Consider the following 15,100-nt stretch of genomic DNA (forward strand, 5'->3'; position numbering starts at 1 on the left):
TATATACTACTATTAGTACCAGGTGATAATAGTGATTATCCTTCTTGTAGGAGGAACGTACATGCGGGTACCTAAAAAAGAACGGCAAGTAGAACTACAGCATACGATTGAACAAAACCCATTCATCACGGATGAAGCACTTGCGCTTCATTTTAACGTCAGCATTCAGACGATTCGGCTCGATCGAATGGAATTGAAAATCCCTGAATTACGGGAACGGATTAAACACGTCGCGACAGAACGACTCGATGACGTGCGTACTTTGACCGAAAGCGAAGTCATTGGTGATATGATTGACCTGAAACTTGATACATCTGCGATTTCGATTTTAGAAATTTTGCCGGAACACGCTTTTAGCCGGAACGCGATTGCACGCGGGCATATTCTGTTCGCTCAAGCCAATTCGCTCGCCATCGCGTTAATTGATGACGAGTTAGCATTGACGACACGAGCAAACGTGCAATTTACACGATCTGTCCATGTTGGAGAACGCGTCGTCGCGAAAGCGTTCGTCAGTTCCCATCGACAAGATGGACGATCAGACATCAACGTCGAAAGTTATGTCGGTGATGAGTGTGTCTTTATCGGTGAGTTTACGGTGTATCGTAGTAGTAAGGAGGAATCATGATGATTTTAGCAGTAGATGCAATGGGTGGTGACAACGCCCCCCGTGCGATTGTCGAAGGTGTGATCCAGTATTTAGGGGAGCGCCCGAAGGCGGACATTGAAATTCGATTGGTTGGAGATGAATTGAAGTTACGTTCTTACGACATCAAGGATTCCCGTGTGACGATCGTTCACGCGGCGACTGTCATTACTGGAGAAGACGAACCGGTCCGTGCGATTCGACGGAAAAAAGATAGCTCACTCGTTGTGGCTGCAAACCTGGTGAAAACAAAAGAGGCGGATGCCTTGATTTCAGCAGGCAACACGGGAGCACTGATGACTGCCGGATTGTTTGTGATTGGTCGAATCGAAGGGGTTGACCGTCCTGCGCTGGCCCCGACTTTCCCGACAAGAAACGGAAAAGGTGTCGTCATCTTAGATGTCGGTGCTAATCCGGATGCAAAAGCAGAACATTTGCTTGATTATGCCATCATGGGATCAGTCTACGCAGAACAAGTACGTGGTATCAAACAACCGAAAGTTGGTCTGCTCAATATCGGCTCAGAAGCTGGTAAAGGCAATGCACTGACGAAGGAAACATATCCCTTACTTGAGACTGCCCCTATTCATTTTATTGGGAATGTCGAGGCGAGAGAAGCGATGAGTGGTGATGTGGACGTAATCGTCACAGAAGGATTTGCAGGGAATACATTGTTGAAAAGTACGGAAGGTGCTGCAAGCATGATTATGGGTGTCATGAAGGAACAGTTCATGAGTTCATTCAGTTCGAAAATCGCGGCGTTAATTTTAAAGCCGAAACTTAAAAAAATGAAGCAATTGCTCGCGTACGAAGAATATGGTGGGGCCGGGTTGTTCGGAATTGCGGCACCTGTCATCAAAGCACACGGCTCGAGCAATGCCTATGCCTTCAGTCGTGCGCTGGCACAGGCTGAAATGATGGTCGAGCAACACGTCGTTGCGAAAATCATTGAAGCGAAGACAAAATAGAGCTAAAGGAGTGAGCGAGATGGGGAAAACGGTATGGATGTTTCCGGGGCAAGGGTCACAAATGCCCGGTATGGGACAGACACTTGTCAGTGAGGAAGAAACTAAACAAACGTTAGTCGATCTCGGAACACGAATCGGCCTAGATTTAACAACGCTGTTAACGACGGGTACAAAAGAAGAACTAAAGGCGACGGAGCTTGCTCAACCCGCAATCGTCGCACATAGTACACTTCTCGCCACTCGTTATGCGGCACTCGGTAACAAACCGGACTATGTCCTTGGGCATAGCGTCGGGGAGTACAGCGCGCTTGTCGCAGCATCGGTCCTTACGCCGAGTGAAGCCGTTTATCTTGTCCATGAACGTGGTAAGTTGATGAACCAGGTTTCAGGTGGAACGATGGCTGCCGTCATCGGATTAAACGATGTCGAAGCGGCACACCATGCCGTCGAATCGATTGCGGCGACAGGTGAAATCGTGCAAATCGCGAACTACAACTGTCCCGGCCAATTTGTCATCTCAGGGCACGTCGCAGCCGTCGAATCGGCGACAGCGAAATTAAAAGAGCTCGGTGCAAAGCGTGTCTTACCACTCGATGTCTCCGGTGCGTTCCACTCCTCTTTAATGACACCGTTCGCACCACGGTTCGAAGATTTCCTTGCTTCTTCACCATTCGAAGCGGCGCAAGCGAAGTTTATCTCAAACGTGGACGGATCGTTTCACGATCAACCGGACGACTTGAAACGTCTGCTCGTTCAACAATTGTATTCACCTGTTCGCTTTGAGGCATGTGTTGAGCAATTGATTGAAGAGGGTGTTGATACCTTCATCGAATTCGGACCGTCTTCACCACTTAGTGGGCTTGTCAAACGTATCAAAAAAGACGTTAAAATCATTAGTATCACGACACTTGAACAACTAGAAGCGGAGGGAATTCGTGGATGAGTAAGGTAGCACTCGTAACAGGCGCCTCACGAGGAATCGGTGCGGCGATCGCAACACGTCTCGCGGCAGATGGTTTTAAAGTTGTCGTCAACTATGCCGGTAGCACTGAAAAAGCAGAGGCCATCGTCGCGGATATCATCGCGACTGGTGGTGAGGCAATCGCCATCCAAGCCGACGTTGCGAACGCTGATCAAGTCAAGGCGTTGGTTAAACAGACTGTCGATGCATTCGGTCAACTGGATTGTGTCGTCAACAACGCCGGTATCACACGCGACGGTTTGTTGATGCGTATGAAAGAAGCCGATTTTGATGCTGTCGTTGATACGAACCTAAAAGGGGCGTTCCTCGTCACACAAGCGGCGTCACGCCCGTTGATGAAGACGGGTGGTCGCATCATCAATATCGCTTCGGTCGTCGGCATCACGGGTAATCCGGGGCAAGCGAACTATGTGGCCGCGAAAGCCGGTTTGATTGGGTTGACGAAATCGGTCGCCCGTGAACTCGCAAGTAAAGGGGTCACAGCGAATGCGATTTGCCCAGGATTCATCGAAACAGATATGACCGATGAATTGACGGACGATCAACGGAATCTGTCACTTGGACAAATTCCATTGAAACGGTTTGGGCAAACGCAAGACATCGCAGCACTCGTCAGCTTCATCGCTTCGGATGAAGCCCGTTACATCACAGGGCAAACGCTCGCAGTTGATGGCGGCATGACAATGTAACTGAACACCGGTAGTACTTTGCCAAATCGGCAATCATCTTATATACTCAACTCATGGAGGGATTTCAAATGACAAAAGAACAAATTTTAGTAGACGTACAAGAGGCAATCGCAGAAAAATTAGGTAAAGAGCAAAGTGAAATCACACTCGATAAATCGTTCAAAGACGATCTCGGTGCAGATTCACTTGAAGTAATGGAACTCGTTATGGATCTCGAAGATAAATTCGAAATCACAATCGAAGACGATCAAGCAGAAAACTTGAAGACTGTCGGCGATGTCGTCAGCTACATCGAAACACAAGTCTAATCATTGACGCTGACCCACCGCTCTTTTGCGGTGGGATTTAGCTGTTTAGGAGGAATTATGACGAATCAAAAAGGACGTCGTGTCCGAAAAGGACCTTACGTAAAACGTCGAAAAGATGCGCGGACGTTTGCTCAAATCGAGCAAAAATTCGAAGAGTTACAAACGCGCCTTTCGATTCATTTTTCAAATGTCGAATTGTTGAAGCAAGCGTTTACCCATTCTTCGTTCGTCAATGAACAACGTGAATCGGATGGGGATAACGAACGACTTGAATTTTTAGGGGATGCGGTCTTAGAATTGACGGTCTCAAGATATTTATTTGAACACTACCCGGAACGTTCCGAGGGGGAATTAACAAAACTGCGAGCAGCTATCGTGTGTGAACCATCGCTCGTCCAGTTTGCCAATCATTATGAATTCTCTGACATGATTTTGCTAGGTAAAGGGGAAGAACTGACAGGCGGACGAAATCGGCCAGCATTACTTGCTGACGTATTTGAAGCGTTTATCGGTGCACTTTATCTTGACCAAGGCATTGAAGCAGCAGAGCGATTCCTCGCCGAAGCGGTTTTTCCGAAAGTGGCATCTGGTTTCTTCGAAGAGCAGACAGACTTCAAGAGCCAATTACAAGAAGCGATTCAACGGGTCGGACTCGGACAAATTGAATACGAAATCATCGAAGAGCGTGGTCCCGCACATAGCCGGGAATTCATCTCGCGTGTTCAAGTCCCGGATAAGCTTGAAGGAATCGGGACCGGTCGTTCGAAAAAAGAAGCAGAACAGCAAGCAGCGAAACAAGCCTTGCTTGAGCTGAAAAAACAATTTTAAGTAAAAAAACCATATAAAAAAAGGCGCCCGATTGGGAACGCCTTTTTTTATATGGTTTCTTACACCGTCTTCAGTGATTTTAGTTCATCGACGATTGCATCGACCTCAGCGAGTGATAACGATTCACGCATCATGACGAACTCATAAATTTCTTTTAAGTCGTCATTTTTCGTGCCGTCGAACTGCTCGGCTTTGATGACGCCTTTATTAATAATATTTAATTTATCCAAGATTGCTTCAATCATTTGTTCAATTGTCATATCGTTGAATTCTCCTCTTCACGTCTTTACCGTTAACATTACCATAAAACCTACCATTTTGTAGACCTTTCGGCTATGGTAAACTAAAAGAAAATTAAAAGAAATTTAAACATACGGGTGGTAAAGATGTACTTAAAACGAATTGAAATCAACGGCTTCAAATCTTTTGCGAGCCGGACAGAACTTGACTTCCTACCGGGAGTGACGGCAGTCGTCGGACCGAACGGTAGTGGGAAGTCGAATATATCGGATGCAGTGCGCTGGGTGCTCGGTGAGCAATCGGCTAAATCATTACGCGGCGCGAAGATGGAAGATGTCATCTTCGCCGGCAGTATGTCAGAACATCGAAAGCAGTTCGCAGAAGTAACGCTTGTCCTCGATAATGAGTCGGGAACGGTTGCGTTACCTTACCAAGAGTTGAGCGTGACGCGACGCGTCAGTCGAAATGGAGACAGTGATTATTTTCTTAATAAAAAACCATGTCGCTTGAAGGACGTCCTCGATCTCTTCATGGATACGGGACTGTCCCGTGATGCCTTCGCAATCATTGGTCAAGGACGTGTCGAACAAGTCATCTCCGGGAAACCGGAAGAGCGGCGGTCCGTCATCGAAGAGGCGGCGGGTGTCTTAAAATACCGGCACCGGAAAAAACAAGCGGAGCGGAAGTTGAGTGACACGGAAACGAATCTCTCACGTGTCGATGATATTTTATTTGAACTCGGTGGACGAATCGAACCGTTACGAGAACAAGCAGCGCTTGCAAAAGAGTATCTGATTGCCCGCGACCGGTTCGACTTTTTAGAACGTGGCATCATTGCAGAAGAAATTCAAAACTATATGGAACAAATTGCCCGATTGACGACGGAAATCGAAACGTTTGAGCGTGAGTTGTCAAATGAACAGGCACGTCTTGAGAAAACGCAAACCTCGAGAGAAGAACAAGAAACAATGCTTGAAAACATTCGCCGGACAGAGACAGAGATGCAGGAACGGTTACGAACCGTCTCGACGACGCTCGTTGAAATTCAAGGTTCGCTGAACTTGGCAAAAGAACGTGAGAAACATGGGACGCAAATGAAAGAGCGTTTAGAACAAGAAGTGGCGACACTTGAAGCGCGTGTTTCCCTAATTGAGGATGAGGCGAAAAAAGCAGTTCGCTTACGAGACGAAACGAAGCAAACATACGAGGGAACTGTCAAACGTCGTGAACAAGCAGATGCCGCATTAACGTATTCGGAACGTGATTTTGAAAAAGAAGCAGAGCAACTACGGTCTGAAGCGTTTGAAGTAGCGAGTCGGCTGGCGGCGACGAATAACGCCTATAACCGAGCAAAACAAGATTTACAGAGTGCGGAAGAGTTACGCCGGACGTTCGCGGAAGGGACAGGGTCGAAACAATCGGCGCAAACAGCTTATGCGGCCGAGGTCGACCGACTAGAAGCGAGCTCTTTCAACGTGCGGCAACAGCTCGATGCTTTAGTAGCGGAAGAGACGCAAGTTGAAACGAAACAACACGAACAGCGAACGATGATGACGCAAGTCGAACGATCCATCGTCGATCTCCATCGCCGGCGTGATAAAACAGAGGACCGGATTGAATTTTTGGAGTCCGTCAAGGCAGATTACAGTGGTTATTTCGGTGCCGTCAAAACGATTTTGAAACAGCGTGATCACATTTCAGGCATATATGGAGCGGTTGCCGAATTGATTTCCGTACCGGCCCGATATGAAGCGGCGATCGAAACGGCACTCGGTGGAGCCATGCAAAACGTCGTCGTCGATACAGACGCGACGGGGCGGAAATTGATTCAGGAATTACGCCGTCTAAATGCGGGACGGGCGACGTTCATGCCGCTCAGTTCGATTCAACGGCGCGATTTGAATCAATCGGTTCGCAATCAACTATCTGCGATGCAAGGATACATCGGCGTTGCGAGTGAACTCGTGACGACGACCGATGAGCTGACGAAATTAAAACAGAACTTGCTCGGGACGACGCTTGTCGTCGAATCGCTTGAACAAGCGAACGCGATTGCCCGTGCAACGGGACATCGGTATCGTCTCGTGACGCTCGACGGAGATGTCGTCAACGTCGGTGGTTCGATGACAGGGGGGAGCCGAAAAAAAGGGACGCCACTCTTTAGTCAATCACGGGAGTTAGACGAACTCCGCGAAGGGCTGACGCAAGGGCAGGCGGTCATTCGTGAACAAGAGCGCCGCCTCGCGGAGATGAAAGTAGTAGATGAACAATTGAACGTTACGCTTGAGACGCTTGCGCAAGAAATGAAAACGACGCGAACGACACTTGAATCACTTCGGGATGAATTGACGGAGGCGAAACATGGTCTCGCAATCACAGCTTCGGAACTGTCCGTCCAAGATGGCCAGTTGCAACGGTTGGCGGAGCAAGAACGGGAAGCGAAGGCGACGATTGAACAAGCTGAGCACGATATCGCGAACTTGACGAAGCGGCAACAAGAACTCAGACGTGATCTCGATCAGCTAAAAGAGGCACAGGCACGGGGTGCTGTGACAATCGAAGACTTGAAACAACAACAAGCAGATGCCTTGCTCGAAGAACGGACAATGATCTTGAAGTTAGATCAAGTCAATCGTGAAGTCGAACGAATCGAAGAATCGTTGAATCATGCGAAACTCGAACGGAGTCATAAGCGGCGTGATTTAAAACATGTGCTCGAAGGGTTTGGTGAAGGTCAAATCGAAGCATTGCATGCAGAGCAGGCGCAGATGCTTAAAGAACAAACAACGGTTGAACAAGAATTGAAAGCAATCACGGACCAAATCCAACGTGACGGCGAAAGTTTACGACTTCTACGGATCCGTGAAGCGAAGCTGAAAGAGGAGCAACAGTCGGCGAAACAACAAGTCGATCAAGCGCGCCTCAACCACGGCAGAATCAGTACACGTCTTGAAACACGTCAAGAAATGCTCGACGAGATGGGGCTGATTCTCGAATTGATTGAACCGCTGACGATTCCATTCGAAGAGGCGAAAGAGGAAGTACACCTCCTCAAGCGTCAATTAGAAGAAATCGGAGTTGTTAATATCGGTGCGATTGAAGAGTTCGCTGAAGTCGATCAACGGTTTACGTTCCTCTCGACGCAACGTGATGACTTAGTGACGGCGAAAACGGATTTATATGCCGTCATCGATGAGATGGATCGTGAAGTCGTCCGACTCTTTAAAGAGACGTTTACGGCTGTACGGGAACACTTCCGTGAGACATTCCGCGAATTGTTCGGTGGAGGAGAAGCGGACTTGATTCTTGTCGATCCGAGCGACCTCTTGACGAGCGGGATTGACATCGTCGCGAAACCACCGGGTAAAAAACTACAGAACTTGTCACTCTTATCTGGTGGGGAACGCGCGTTGACGGCGATTGCTTTGTTGTTCGCGATTTTGAAGACGCGTCCCGTCCCGTTTTGTGTACTTGATGAGGTCGAAGCAGCTCTTGACGAAGCGAACGTTGCCCGGTTCGGTGAGTTCGTTCATCAGTTGGCGCGTGATACACAATTCATCATCATCACACACCGGAAAGGTACGATGGAGTCAGCGGATGTTTTATACGGCGTGACGATGCAACAAAACGGTATTTCGGAAGTGTTATCCGTTAAACTAGAAGAGGCACGGCGAACATTGACTGAAGAAGTAGAATCAAAGGAGCTAAAACAATGAGTTTTTTTAAGAAACTAAAAGACCGGTTGACGACGTCGACACAAGAAGTCACGTCTAAGTTTACGGAAGGGTTGTCGAAGACGCGTGACGGGCTTGCGAGTGCCGTCAATGATCTCGTCTACCGTTTCCGGGAAGTCGATGAAGAATTTTTTGAAGAGTTAGAAGAAGTGCTGATTCAAGCTGACGTCGGTGTGACGACGACGATGGATTTGGTCGAAAAATTAAAGATTGAAGTCAAACGAAAAAATGTTAAAGACACAAAAGAAGTCCGTGATGTACTCGTCGAAGTCGTCGCCAACATGTTGATTGAAGAAGAAGAAACGGAACTTGATTTAGACCACGACCTCAGTGTCATCTTATTCGTGGGTGTCAACGGTGTCGGGAAAACGACGACAATCGGGAAGCTCGCGAATCGATTGAAGAACGAAGGAAAAACCGTCATGCTCGCAGCAGGGGATACATTCCGAGCAGGCGCCATCGATCAGTTGCAAGTCTGGGGCGAGCGCTCCGGTGTACCGGTCATCCGTCAGGGAGAAGGATCGGATCCTGCTGCCGTCGTCTTCGATGCTGTTCAAGCGGCAAAAGCGCGGAAAGTCGATGTCTTGATTTGTGATACGGCAGGACGTCTGCAAAACAAAGTCAATTTGATGAATGAACTCGAAAAAGTCAAACGGGTCATTGAACGTGAAATCCCGGGGGCCCCGCATGAAGTCCTGCTTGCGCTCGACGCGACGACCGGACAAAATGCGATGGTGCAAGCCAAAGCGTTCAAACAAGCGACGAATGTCAGCGGCATCGTCTTGACGAAGCTTGACGGGACAGCAAAAGGTGGCATCGTTCTCGCGATTAAGAATGAACTGGATCTCCCCGTGAAGTTCGTTGGATTAGGTGAAAAGATTGACGATCTCCAACCGTTTAATGCCGAGCAATTCGTCCACGGTCTCTTCGGTGACGTATTCGAAGAAAAGCAAACGACGGACGAGGCATCAGAAGAGGAATAAGCTAGGTTTGCTTGTAAAGAAAAAAACTTGACAACACACTGTGAGGGCTGTACTATACTATCTGTAAAGGAATTTCACTTAACAACCGTGGAGGTGCTCGGATGACACTTGATAAAACGAACCGGATGAATTATCTGATTGACTTTTATCAGGAGCTTTTGACGCCGAAACAACGAAATTATATGTCACTCTATTATTTAGATGATTTTTCGTTAGGTGAAATCGCCGATGAGTTTGAAGTCAGCCGACAAGCAGTCTACGACAACATAAAACGTACGGAAGCGATGCTTGAGCAATATGAAGAACGACTTTCCTTGTTTCAAAAATATGAGCAGCGAAAGATCCTTCTTGATGAACTGAAGCAGCTCGACCTTCCAAGCGAGGCACTGGTGACGATTGAATCACTGGAGCAATTAGAGTAGGAGGCATCATCAATGGCATTCGAAGGATTATCGGAACGGCTTCAAGCCAGTCTCGCCAAAATGCGAGGTAAAGGTAAGATTTCTGAAGCGGACGTAAAGGAAATGATGCGTGAGGTCCGCCTCGCGTTGTTAGAAGCCGACGTCAACTTCAAAGTAGTGAAACAGTTCGTAAATGATGTGAAGGAGCGCGCCGTCGGTCAAGACGTGATGACGTCTCTAACACCCGGTCAACAAGTCGTCAAAATCGTCCATGACGAATTGACGAAATTGATGGGGGAAGAAGTATCTCCGTTGACGCTCGCTAACCGTCCGCCGACAGTCATTATGATGACTGGTCTTCAAGGGGCAGGTAAAACGACGACAACCGGAAAACTCGCCAATCATTTACGAAAAAAACACAATCGCAGTCCACTGCTCGTAGCAGCGGACATTTACCGTCCGGCTGCGATTAAACAACTTGAGACGCTAGGAAAACAACTTGAATTACCGGTCTTCTCGATGGGAGATCAGGTAAGTCCACAAGAAATCGTAACCGGCGCGCTCGACTATGCAAAAGAGCATCACCACGATATCGTGTTGATCGATACGGCGGGACGCTTACATGTCGATGAGGATCTGATGCAGGAACTTGTAGATGTGAAGGAAATCGCCAAGCCTAACGAAATCTTCCTTGTCGTCGACTCGATGACGGGTCAGGATGCGGTCAATGTCGCACAAAGCTTTAATGAAAAGCTCGGCGTGACAGGGGTCGTCCTGACGAAACTCGACGGAGATACTCGAGGCGGAGCAGCACTCTCCATCAAGGCAGTCACCGGAGCACCGATTAAGTTCGTCGGTCTTGGAGAGAAGCTAGACGCAATCGAGCCATTCTACCCAGAGCGGATGGCGTCACGGATTCTCGGTATGGGAGATATGTTAACGCTGATTGAAAAAGCAGAGTTCCAAATGGACGCAACACGCGCCAAGGAGCTCGAAGGCAAAATGCGCGATGCATCGTTCACGTTTGACGATTTCATCGAGCAGTTGCAGCAAGTGAAACAGATGGGTCCTTTGGATGAGTTGTTAGGAATGATTCCGGGTGCCGGTAAAGGAAAGATGAAGGGCTTGAAAAATGCTCAAATCGATGAGAAGCAACTTGTTTATGTCGAAGCGATTATTCAATCGATGACAAAACGGGAGCGGACTGAACCGGAAATCCTCAATGCGAGTCGTCGGAAACGGATTGCGCGCGGCAGTGGTCGTAGCATTCAAGAAGTGAACCGGTTGATCAAGCAATTTGAAGACATGCGGAAGATGATGAAACAATTCTCCGGCCAAATGGGCAAAGGGAAAAAGAAAGGCGGCTTTGGCCTCCCATTCTTCTAAAAGTCTTTTCTCTTTTGCTGTAACGTTGTATACTAGTGAAGTTGTCAATTTGACTAAACCAAAAAACTATTTAATATCTGGAGGGACTTACGAATGGCAGTTAAAATTCGTCTTAAGCGCATGGGCGCAAACAAATCACCTTTCTACCGTGTGGTAGTAGCAGACTCACGTGCACCACGTGATGGTCGTTTCATCGAGCAAATCGGATACTACAACCCGGTTGCTAAACCAGAAGCAGAAGTAAAACTTAACGAAGAGCTCGCTCTTAAATGGCTCGCTGAAGGTGCTAAACCATCAGACACAGTTCGTAACCTCTTCTCAAAAGCTGGTATCATGGAGAAATTCCACAACGCGAAACTCGCGAAGTAAGACATTTGGAGGTGAGCGAAAGCTTACCTCCTTTTTGTTGCAGAAAAATAGAAGAATGACGATTTTAAAGGAAGGAAGTGAAGAAGATGCAATGGTTAGAAGTCGCGAAAATCGCGAATACACACGGTCTAAAGGGAGAATTGAAATTACTTGCGAGTACAGATTTTCCGGAAGAACGCTTTAAAGTCGGAAATGACGTATTTCTCGAGACGGAGGGGACGTATGTACCGCTGACGGTGAGCAGTTACCGGAAACATAAACAATTCGTCATGGTGACCTTCAAAGGAATGCATCACATCAACGACGTCGAAAAGTATAAAGGGATGAAACTTTTCGTGCAGCCGGAAGTCTTACAAGAGCTTGCGGAAAATGAATATTACTACCACGAAATCATCGGTTGCGACGTCTATGACGGAGATGAGAAAATCGGGGTCGTCTCGGAAATCTTAGAGACCGGAGCAAACGATGTCTGGACGATTAAACGTCCGGGAAAAAAAGACGTCTTGATTCCGTACATCGAACAAGTCGTCGCGTCGATCGATGTGCAAGAAAAGCGGATTCAAATCACACCATTACCTGGATTGATTGAAGGATGAACATCAAAGTCTTGACGCTTTTTCCGGACATGTTCACAGCACTCGATCATTCAATCGTCGGACGGGCACAAGAAGATGCGCGGATACATCTCGAGTATATTAACTTCCGAGACTATTCGACGAATCGACATGGGCGTGTCGATGATTCTCCTTACGGGGGTGGTGCAGGGATGTTGTTGACGCCGCAACCTGTTTTTGACGCTGTTGCGGCCTTGCCGAAAGCGAATCGTCGCATCGTTGCGATGACACCGACAGGGCAGCGTTTTGATCAAGCAGTAGCAGAAGAATGGGCGCAGGAATCGGAACTTGTTTTCTTATGTGGACATTATGAAGGGTTTGATCAACGGATTCATGACGAACTGGTGACGGACGAGGTGTCGCTTGGAGACTTCGTTTTGACGGGAGGGGAATTAGCTGCGATGACGATGATTGATGCCGTCGTCCGTTTGTTACCTGATGTCCTCGGCAAGTCGGCCAGTCATGAAGACGATTCATTTTCGACCGGATTGCTCGAATACCCCCATTATACCCGTCCTGCCGACTATAACGGATCAAGGGTACCGGACGTCTTATTATCCGGGAATCATGCAAAAATCGAGCAGTGGCGAAGACAGCAAGCCTTGAAGCGGACGCTCGAGCGACGCCCTGATTTACTCGAGACAGCCGACTTGTCCGCAAGTGATTTAAAGTACCTCCAGTCAATTTCAGGATTGTCAAAAGAATGAAATTGTGATAAGTTAAAACATGTGGCAAAAGCCACCTATTAACGATGTTCCGCTGTTGGATGCAATAAGCAAATGAAGATAAGAACATTGGTGAAAAAAGGAGAAATCATTCATGAACACACAACAATTGTTCCGTGAAATTACACAAGAACAAATCAAGTCAGACGTCCCTTCGTTCCGTCCTGGGGATACAGTCCGTGTACACGTTAAAGTCGTCGAGGGTACGCGTGAGCGGATCCAGCTTTTCGAAGGCGTAGTCATCAAACGTCACGGTGGCGGCATCAGTGAAACTTTCACAGTCCGTAAGATTTCTTACGGAGTTGGCGTAGAGCGTGCTTTCCCGCTCCACTCACCACGTGTTGCACAAGTCGAAGTCGTTCGTTACGGTAAAGTCCGTCGTGCGAAACTTTACTACCTCCGTAACCTTCGTGGTAAAGCGGCGCGTATTAAAGAAGTTCGTCGTTAATCATGTGAAAAAGTGGCTTGTCCTCGGACAAGCTTCTTTTTTTTATCGTTTATGCGTATACTAAGTCTAGGTTAAAGATTTAATCAAAGGAGTGGAACGCGTGAAGGAGTTATTTAGTTGGGTAAAGGCGCTTGTCGTAGCGCTCGTGATTGCGTTCATCATCCGAACGTTTCTATTCGTCCCGGTCATCGTGGACGGCGAGTCGATGATGCCGACACTGCACAATTCAGACCGGATGGTCGTCAATAAGGTTCCCTATTACTTTAATGAACCAGAGCGTGGCGATATCGTCGTCTTCCATGCGACGGAAACACGTGACTATATTAAACGTGTCATCGCTGTCCCAGGCGATACGCTGTACTACAAGGATGATATGCTGTATATCAACGATAAAAAAGTGGAAGAACCATATTTAAAAGAATTTAAAGCGCAAATGAATGGTGTTCCTTTGACGGAAGACTTTACATTAGAAGAACGGACCGGCGAAACGAAAGTACCCGCCGGTAAAGTATTCGTCATGGGGGACAACCGTCAAAACTCGAAAGATAGCCGTGACATCGGGTTCGTCGATGAAGATCAAATCGTCGGAACGACAAATTTCGTCTTTTATCCGTTCGGTGATTTACGATCAGTTGATTAAAAAATCATGGGCGCGTAGTAAGGTGAGTCTAGCAGAAACAGCTCCATCAACCGTGCGTTTGATGGAACAAGGTCAGGAATTGAGTAGTGTCCGCACGACACTACTTCTTTTCTTGGCTTTTTTTGCGTATACTAAGGGATGGATCGTTTCTTGAGAACGAAGTGACGGTAACTGAAGCAGGTCTTACCGCGTCACACAACATGAAGTTAGCAGTCCAGTAATATGATGAGTTGAGGTGGAATATATGACGATACAATGGTTCCCTGGTCACATGGCGAAAGCACGTCGTGAAGTCCAGGAAAAATTAAAATTAATCGACGTCGTCATCGAATTGGTCGATGCACGTCTCCCGATGTCGAGTCGCAATCCGATGGTCGAGCAAATTACGGCAGGAAAACCGCGGTTAATCGTCTTGAACAAAGCCGATATGGCTGATGCGCGTTTGACGGAGCGCTGGATGAAGGCCCTTCGTAAGGACGGAGTCGATGTCATCGCTGTCGATGCGAAACACAATAAGGGTCTTGGACAAATTCATGAAGGTGCATTACGCCTGATGAAAGAAAAACATGATCGCATGCGTGAAAAGGGACGAAATCCGAGTGCGATTCGAGCGTTGATCATCGGCATCCCGAACGTCGGGAAATCAACATTAATCAATCGCCTTGCCGGACGAAACATTGCCATCACGGGTGACCGCCCGGGTGTGACGAAACGTCAGCAATGGATCAAAATGAAGACGGGTGAGATGGAGTTGCTCGATACACCAGGTATTCTCTGGCCGAAGTTTGACGATCAGTTGGTTGGCTATCGTCTAGCAGCAACAGGTGCAATCAAAGATGATATCTTAAACATCGATGACATCGCGCTGTTTGCCATCCGTGAGCTCAAATCGCGTTATCCGGAGCAATTGATGGAACGCTATCGCTTAGACGATGTGTCCGGTGAAGCCGTTGATGTACTAGAAGCAATCGGGAACAAACGAGGGTTCAATTCAGGTGGATACGTCGATTTCGAACGGACGAGCGAGATGTTGTTACATGAGCTACGGACGGAAAAAGTCGGACGTGTGACACTTGAAACAGTCGAAGAATGGGCAACAACAGCAGAATAAGACGAGCTTGGAACCTTCTCTAGAAGGT

At 47.7% G+C, this 15,100-nt stretch carries 17 protein-coding genes; 16 read left to right on the plus strand and 1 reads right to left on the minus strand.

The window, feature by feature from the left end:
- Positions 1-61 precede the first annotated feature (61 nt).
- From fapR to rnc, 6 genes are all read left to right on the plus strand, one after another.
- A complete protein-coding gene (gene fapR / locus KNQ05_RS03565) occupies positions 62-628 on the plus strand; it encodes a transcription factor FapR (RefSeq protein ID WP_029330861.1) in 567 nt (188 codons plus the stop codon).
- Complete coding sequence (gene plsX, locus KNQ05_RS03570) at positions 628-1,614, plus strand: phosphate acyltransferase PlsX (RefSeq protein ID WP_029330860.1); 987 nt, start codon at positions 628-630, stop codon at positions 1,612-1,614. The genes fapR and plsX overlap by 1 nt, the downstream gene beginning before the upstream one ends.
- Before the next feature lie 19 nt (positions 1,615-1,633).
- Positions 1,634-2,557, plus strand: a complete 924-nt coding sequence (fabD, locus tag KNQ05_RS03575) for an ACP S-malonyltransferase (protein WP_088837390.1) — start codon at positions 1,634-1,636, stop codon at positions 2,555-2,557.
- Positions 2,554-3,285 (plus strand): 3-oxoacyl-[acyl-carrier-protein] reductase, encoded by a 732-nt coding sequence (gene fabG, locus KNQ05_RS03580; protein ID WP_088837389.1) that lies wholly within the window; start codon positions 2,554-2,556, stop codon positions 3,283-3,285. The genes fabD and fabG overlap by 4 nt, the downstream gene beginning before the upstream one ends.
- Before the next feature lie 68 nt (positions 3,286-3,353).
- A complete protein-coding gene (gene acpP / locus KNQ05_RS03585; RefSeq protein ID WP_012370777.1) occupies positions 3,354-3,593 on the plus strand; it encodes an acyl carrier protein in 240 nt (79 codons plus the stop codon).
- Between the two features lie 57 nt (positions 3,594-3,650).
- Complete coding sequence (gene rnc, locus KNQ05_RS03590) at positions 3,651-4,421, plus strand: ribonuclease III (RefSeq protein WP_088837388.1); 771 nt, start codon at positions 3,651-3,653, stop codon at positions 4,419-4,421.
- 59 nt (positions 4,422-4,480) lie between these two features.
- Here rnc and KNQ05_RS03595 read toward each other — a convergent pair whose 3' ends face one another.
- Complete coding sequence (locus KNQ05_RS03595) at positions 4,481-4,681, minus strand: DUF1128 family protein (protein ID WP_029330856.1); 201 nt, start codon at positions 4,679-4,681, stop codon at positions 4,481-4,483.
- Positions 4,682-4,807: 126 nt separating this feature from the next.
- Between KNQ05_RS03595 and smc the strand changes: the two genes are divergently transcribed.
- The 10 genes from smc (at position 4,808) to ylqF (ending at position 15,072) form a co-directional block, all read left to right on the plus strand.
- A complete protein-coding gene (gene smc, locus KNQ05_RS03600; protein ID WP_214765168.1) occupies positions 4,808-8,377 on the plus strand; it encodes a chromosome segregation protein SMC in 3,570 nt (1,189 codons plus the stop codon).
- Positions 8,374-9,378, plus strand: coding sequence for a signal recognition particle-docking protein FtsY (gene ftsY / locus KNQ05_RS03605; protein WP_214765165.1), 1,005 nt, complete (start codon positions 8,374-8,376; stop codon positions 9,376-9,378). Before smc ends, ftsY begins: the two co-directional genes overlap by 4 nt.
- Before the next feature lie 101 nt (positions 9,379-9,479).
- A complete protein-coding gene (locus KNQ05_RS03610; RefSeq protein WP_088837385.1) occupies positions 9,480-9,800 on the plus strand; it encodes a putative DNA-binding protein in 321 nt (106 codons plus the stop codon).
- A 12-nt stretch (positions 9,801-9,812) separates the two neighbouring features.
- Positions 9,813-11,165: a signal recognition particle protein gene (gene ffh / locus KNQ05_RS03615; RefSeq protein WP_214765163.1), complete on the plus strand. Its 1,353-nt coding sequence runs from the start codon at positions 9,813-9,815 to the stop codon at positions 11,163-11,165.
- 93 nt (positions 11,166-11,258) lie between these two features.
- Positions 11,259-11,534 carry a 30S ribosomal protein S16 gene (gene rpsP / locus KNQ05_RS03620; protein ID WP_012370770.1) on the plus strand — a complete coding sequence of 92 codons (276 nt, stop codon included), beginning with the start codon at positions 11,259-11,261 and terminating at the stop codon, positions 11,532-11,534.
- An 86-nt stretch (positions 11,535-11,620) separates the two neighbouring features.
- Positions 11,621-12,130: a ribosome maturation factor RimM gene (gene rimM / locus KNQ05_RS03625; protein ID WP_214765161.1), complete on the plus strand. Its 510-nt coding sequence runs from the start codon at positions 11,621-11,623 to the stop codon at positions 12,128-12,130.
- Positions 12,127-12,855 carry a tRNA (guanosine(37)-N1)-methyltransferase TrmD gene (gene trmD / locus KNQ05_RS03630; RefSeq protein WP_088837382.1) on the plus strand — a complete coding sequence of 243 codons (729 nt, stop codon included), beginning with the start codon at positions 12,127-12,129 and terminating at the stop codon, positions 12,853-12,855. The genes rimM and trmD overlap by 4 nt, the downstream gene beginning before the upstream one ends.
- A gap of 112 nt (positions 12,856-12,967) precedes the next feature.
- Positions 12,968-13,321 (plus strand): 50S ribosomal protein L19, encoded by a 354-nt coding sequence (rplS, locus tag KNQ05_RS03635; RefSeq protein WP_088837381.1) that lies wholly within the window; start codon positions 12,968-12,970, stop codon positions 13,319-13,321.
- 100 nt (positions 13,322-13,421) lie between these two features.
- Positions 13,422-13,961 (plus strand): signal peptidase I, encoded by a 540-nt coding sequence (gene lepB / locus KNQ05_RS03640; RefSeq protein ID WP_088837380.1) that lies wholly within the window; start codon positions 13,422-13,424, stop codon positions 13,959-13,961.
- A 244-nt stretch (positions 13,962-14,205) separates the two neighbouring features.
- Complete coding sequence (gene ylqF, locus KNQ05_RS03645; RefSeq protein ID WP_088837379.1) at positions 14,206-15,072, plus strand: ribosome biogenesis GTPase YlqF; 867 nt, start codon at positions 14,206-14,208, stop codon at positions 15,070-15,072.
- The last annotated feature ends 28 nt before the right edge of the window (positions 15,073-15,100 follow it).

This window comes from Exiguobacterium sp. s125 (assembly GCF_018618605.1).
Classification (GTDB): domain Bacteria; phylum Bacillota; class Bacilli; order Exiguobacteriales; family Exiguobacteriaceae; genus Exiguobacterium_A; species Exiguobacterium_A oxidotolerans.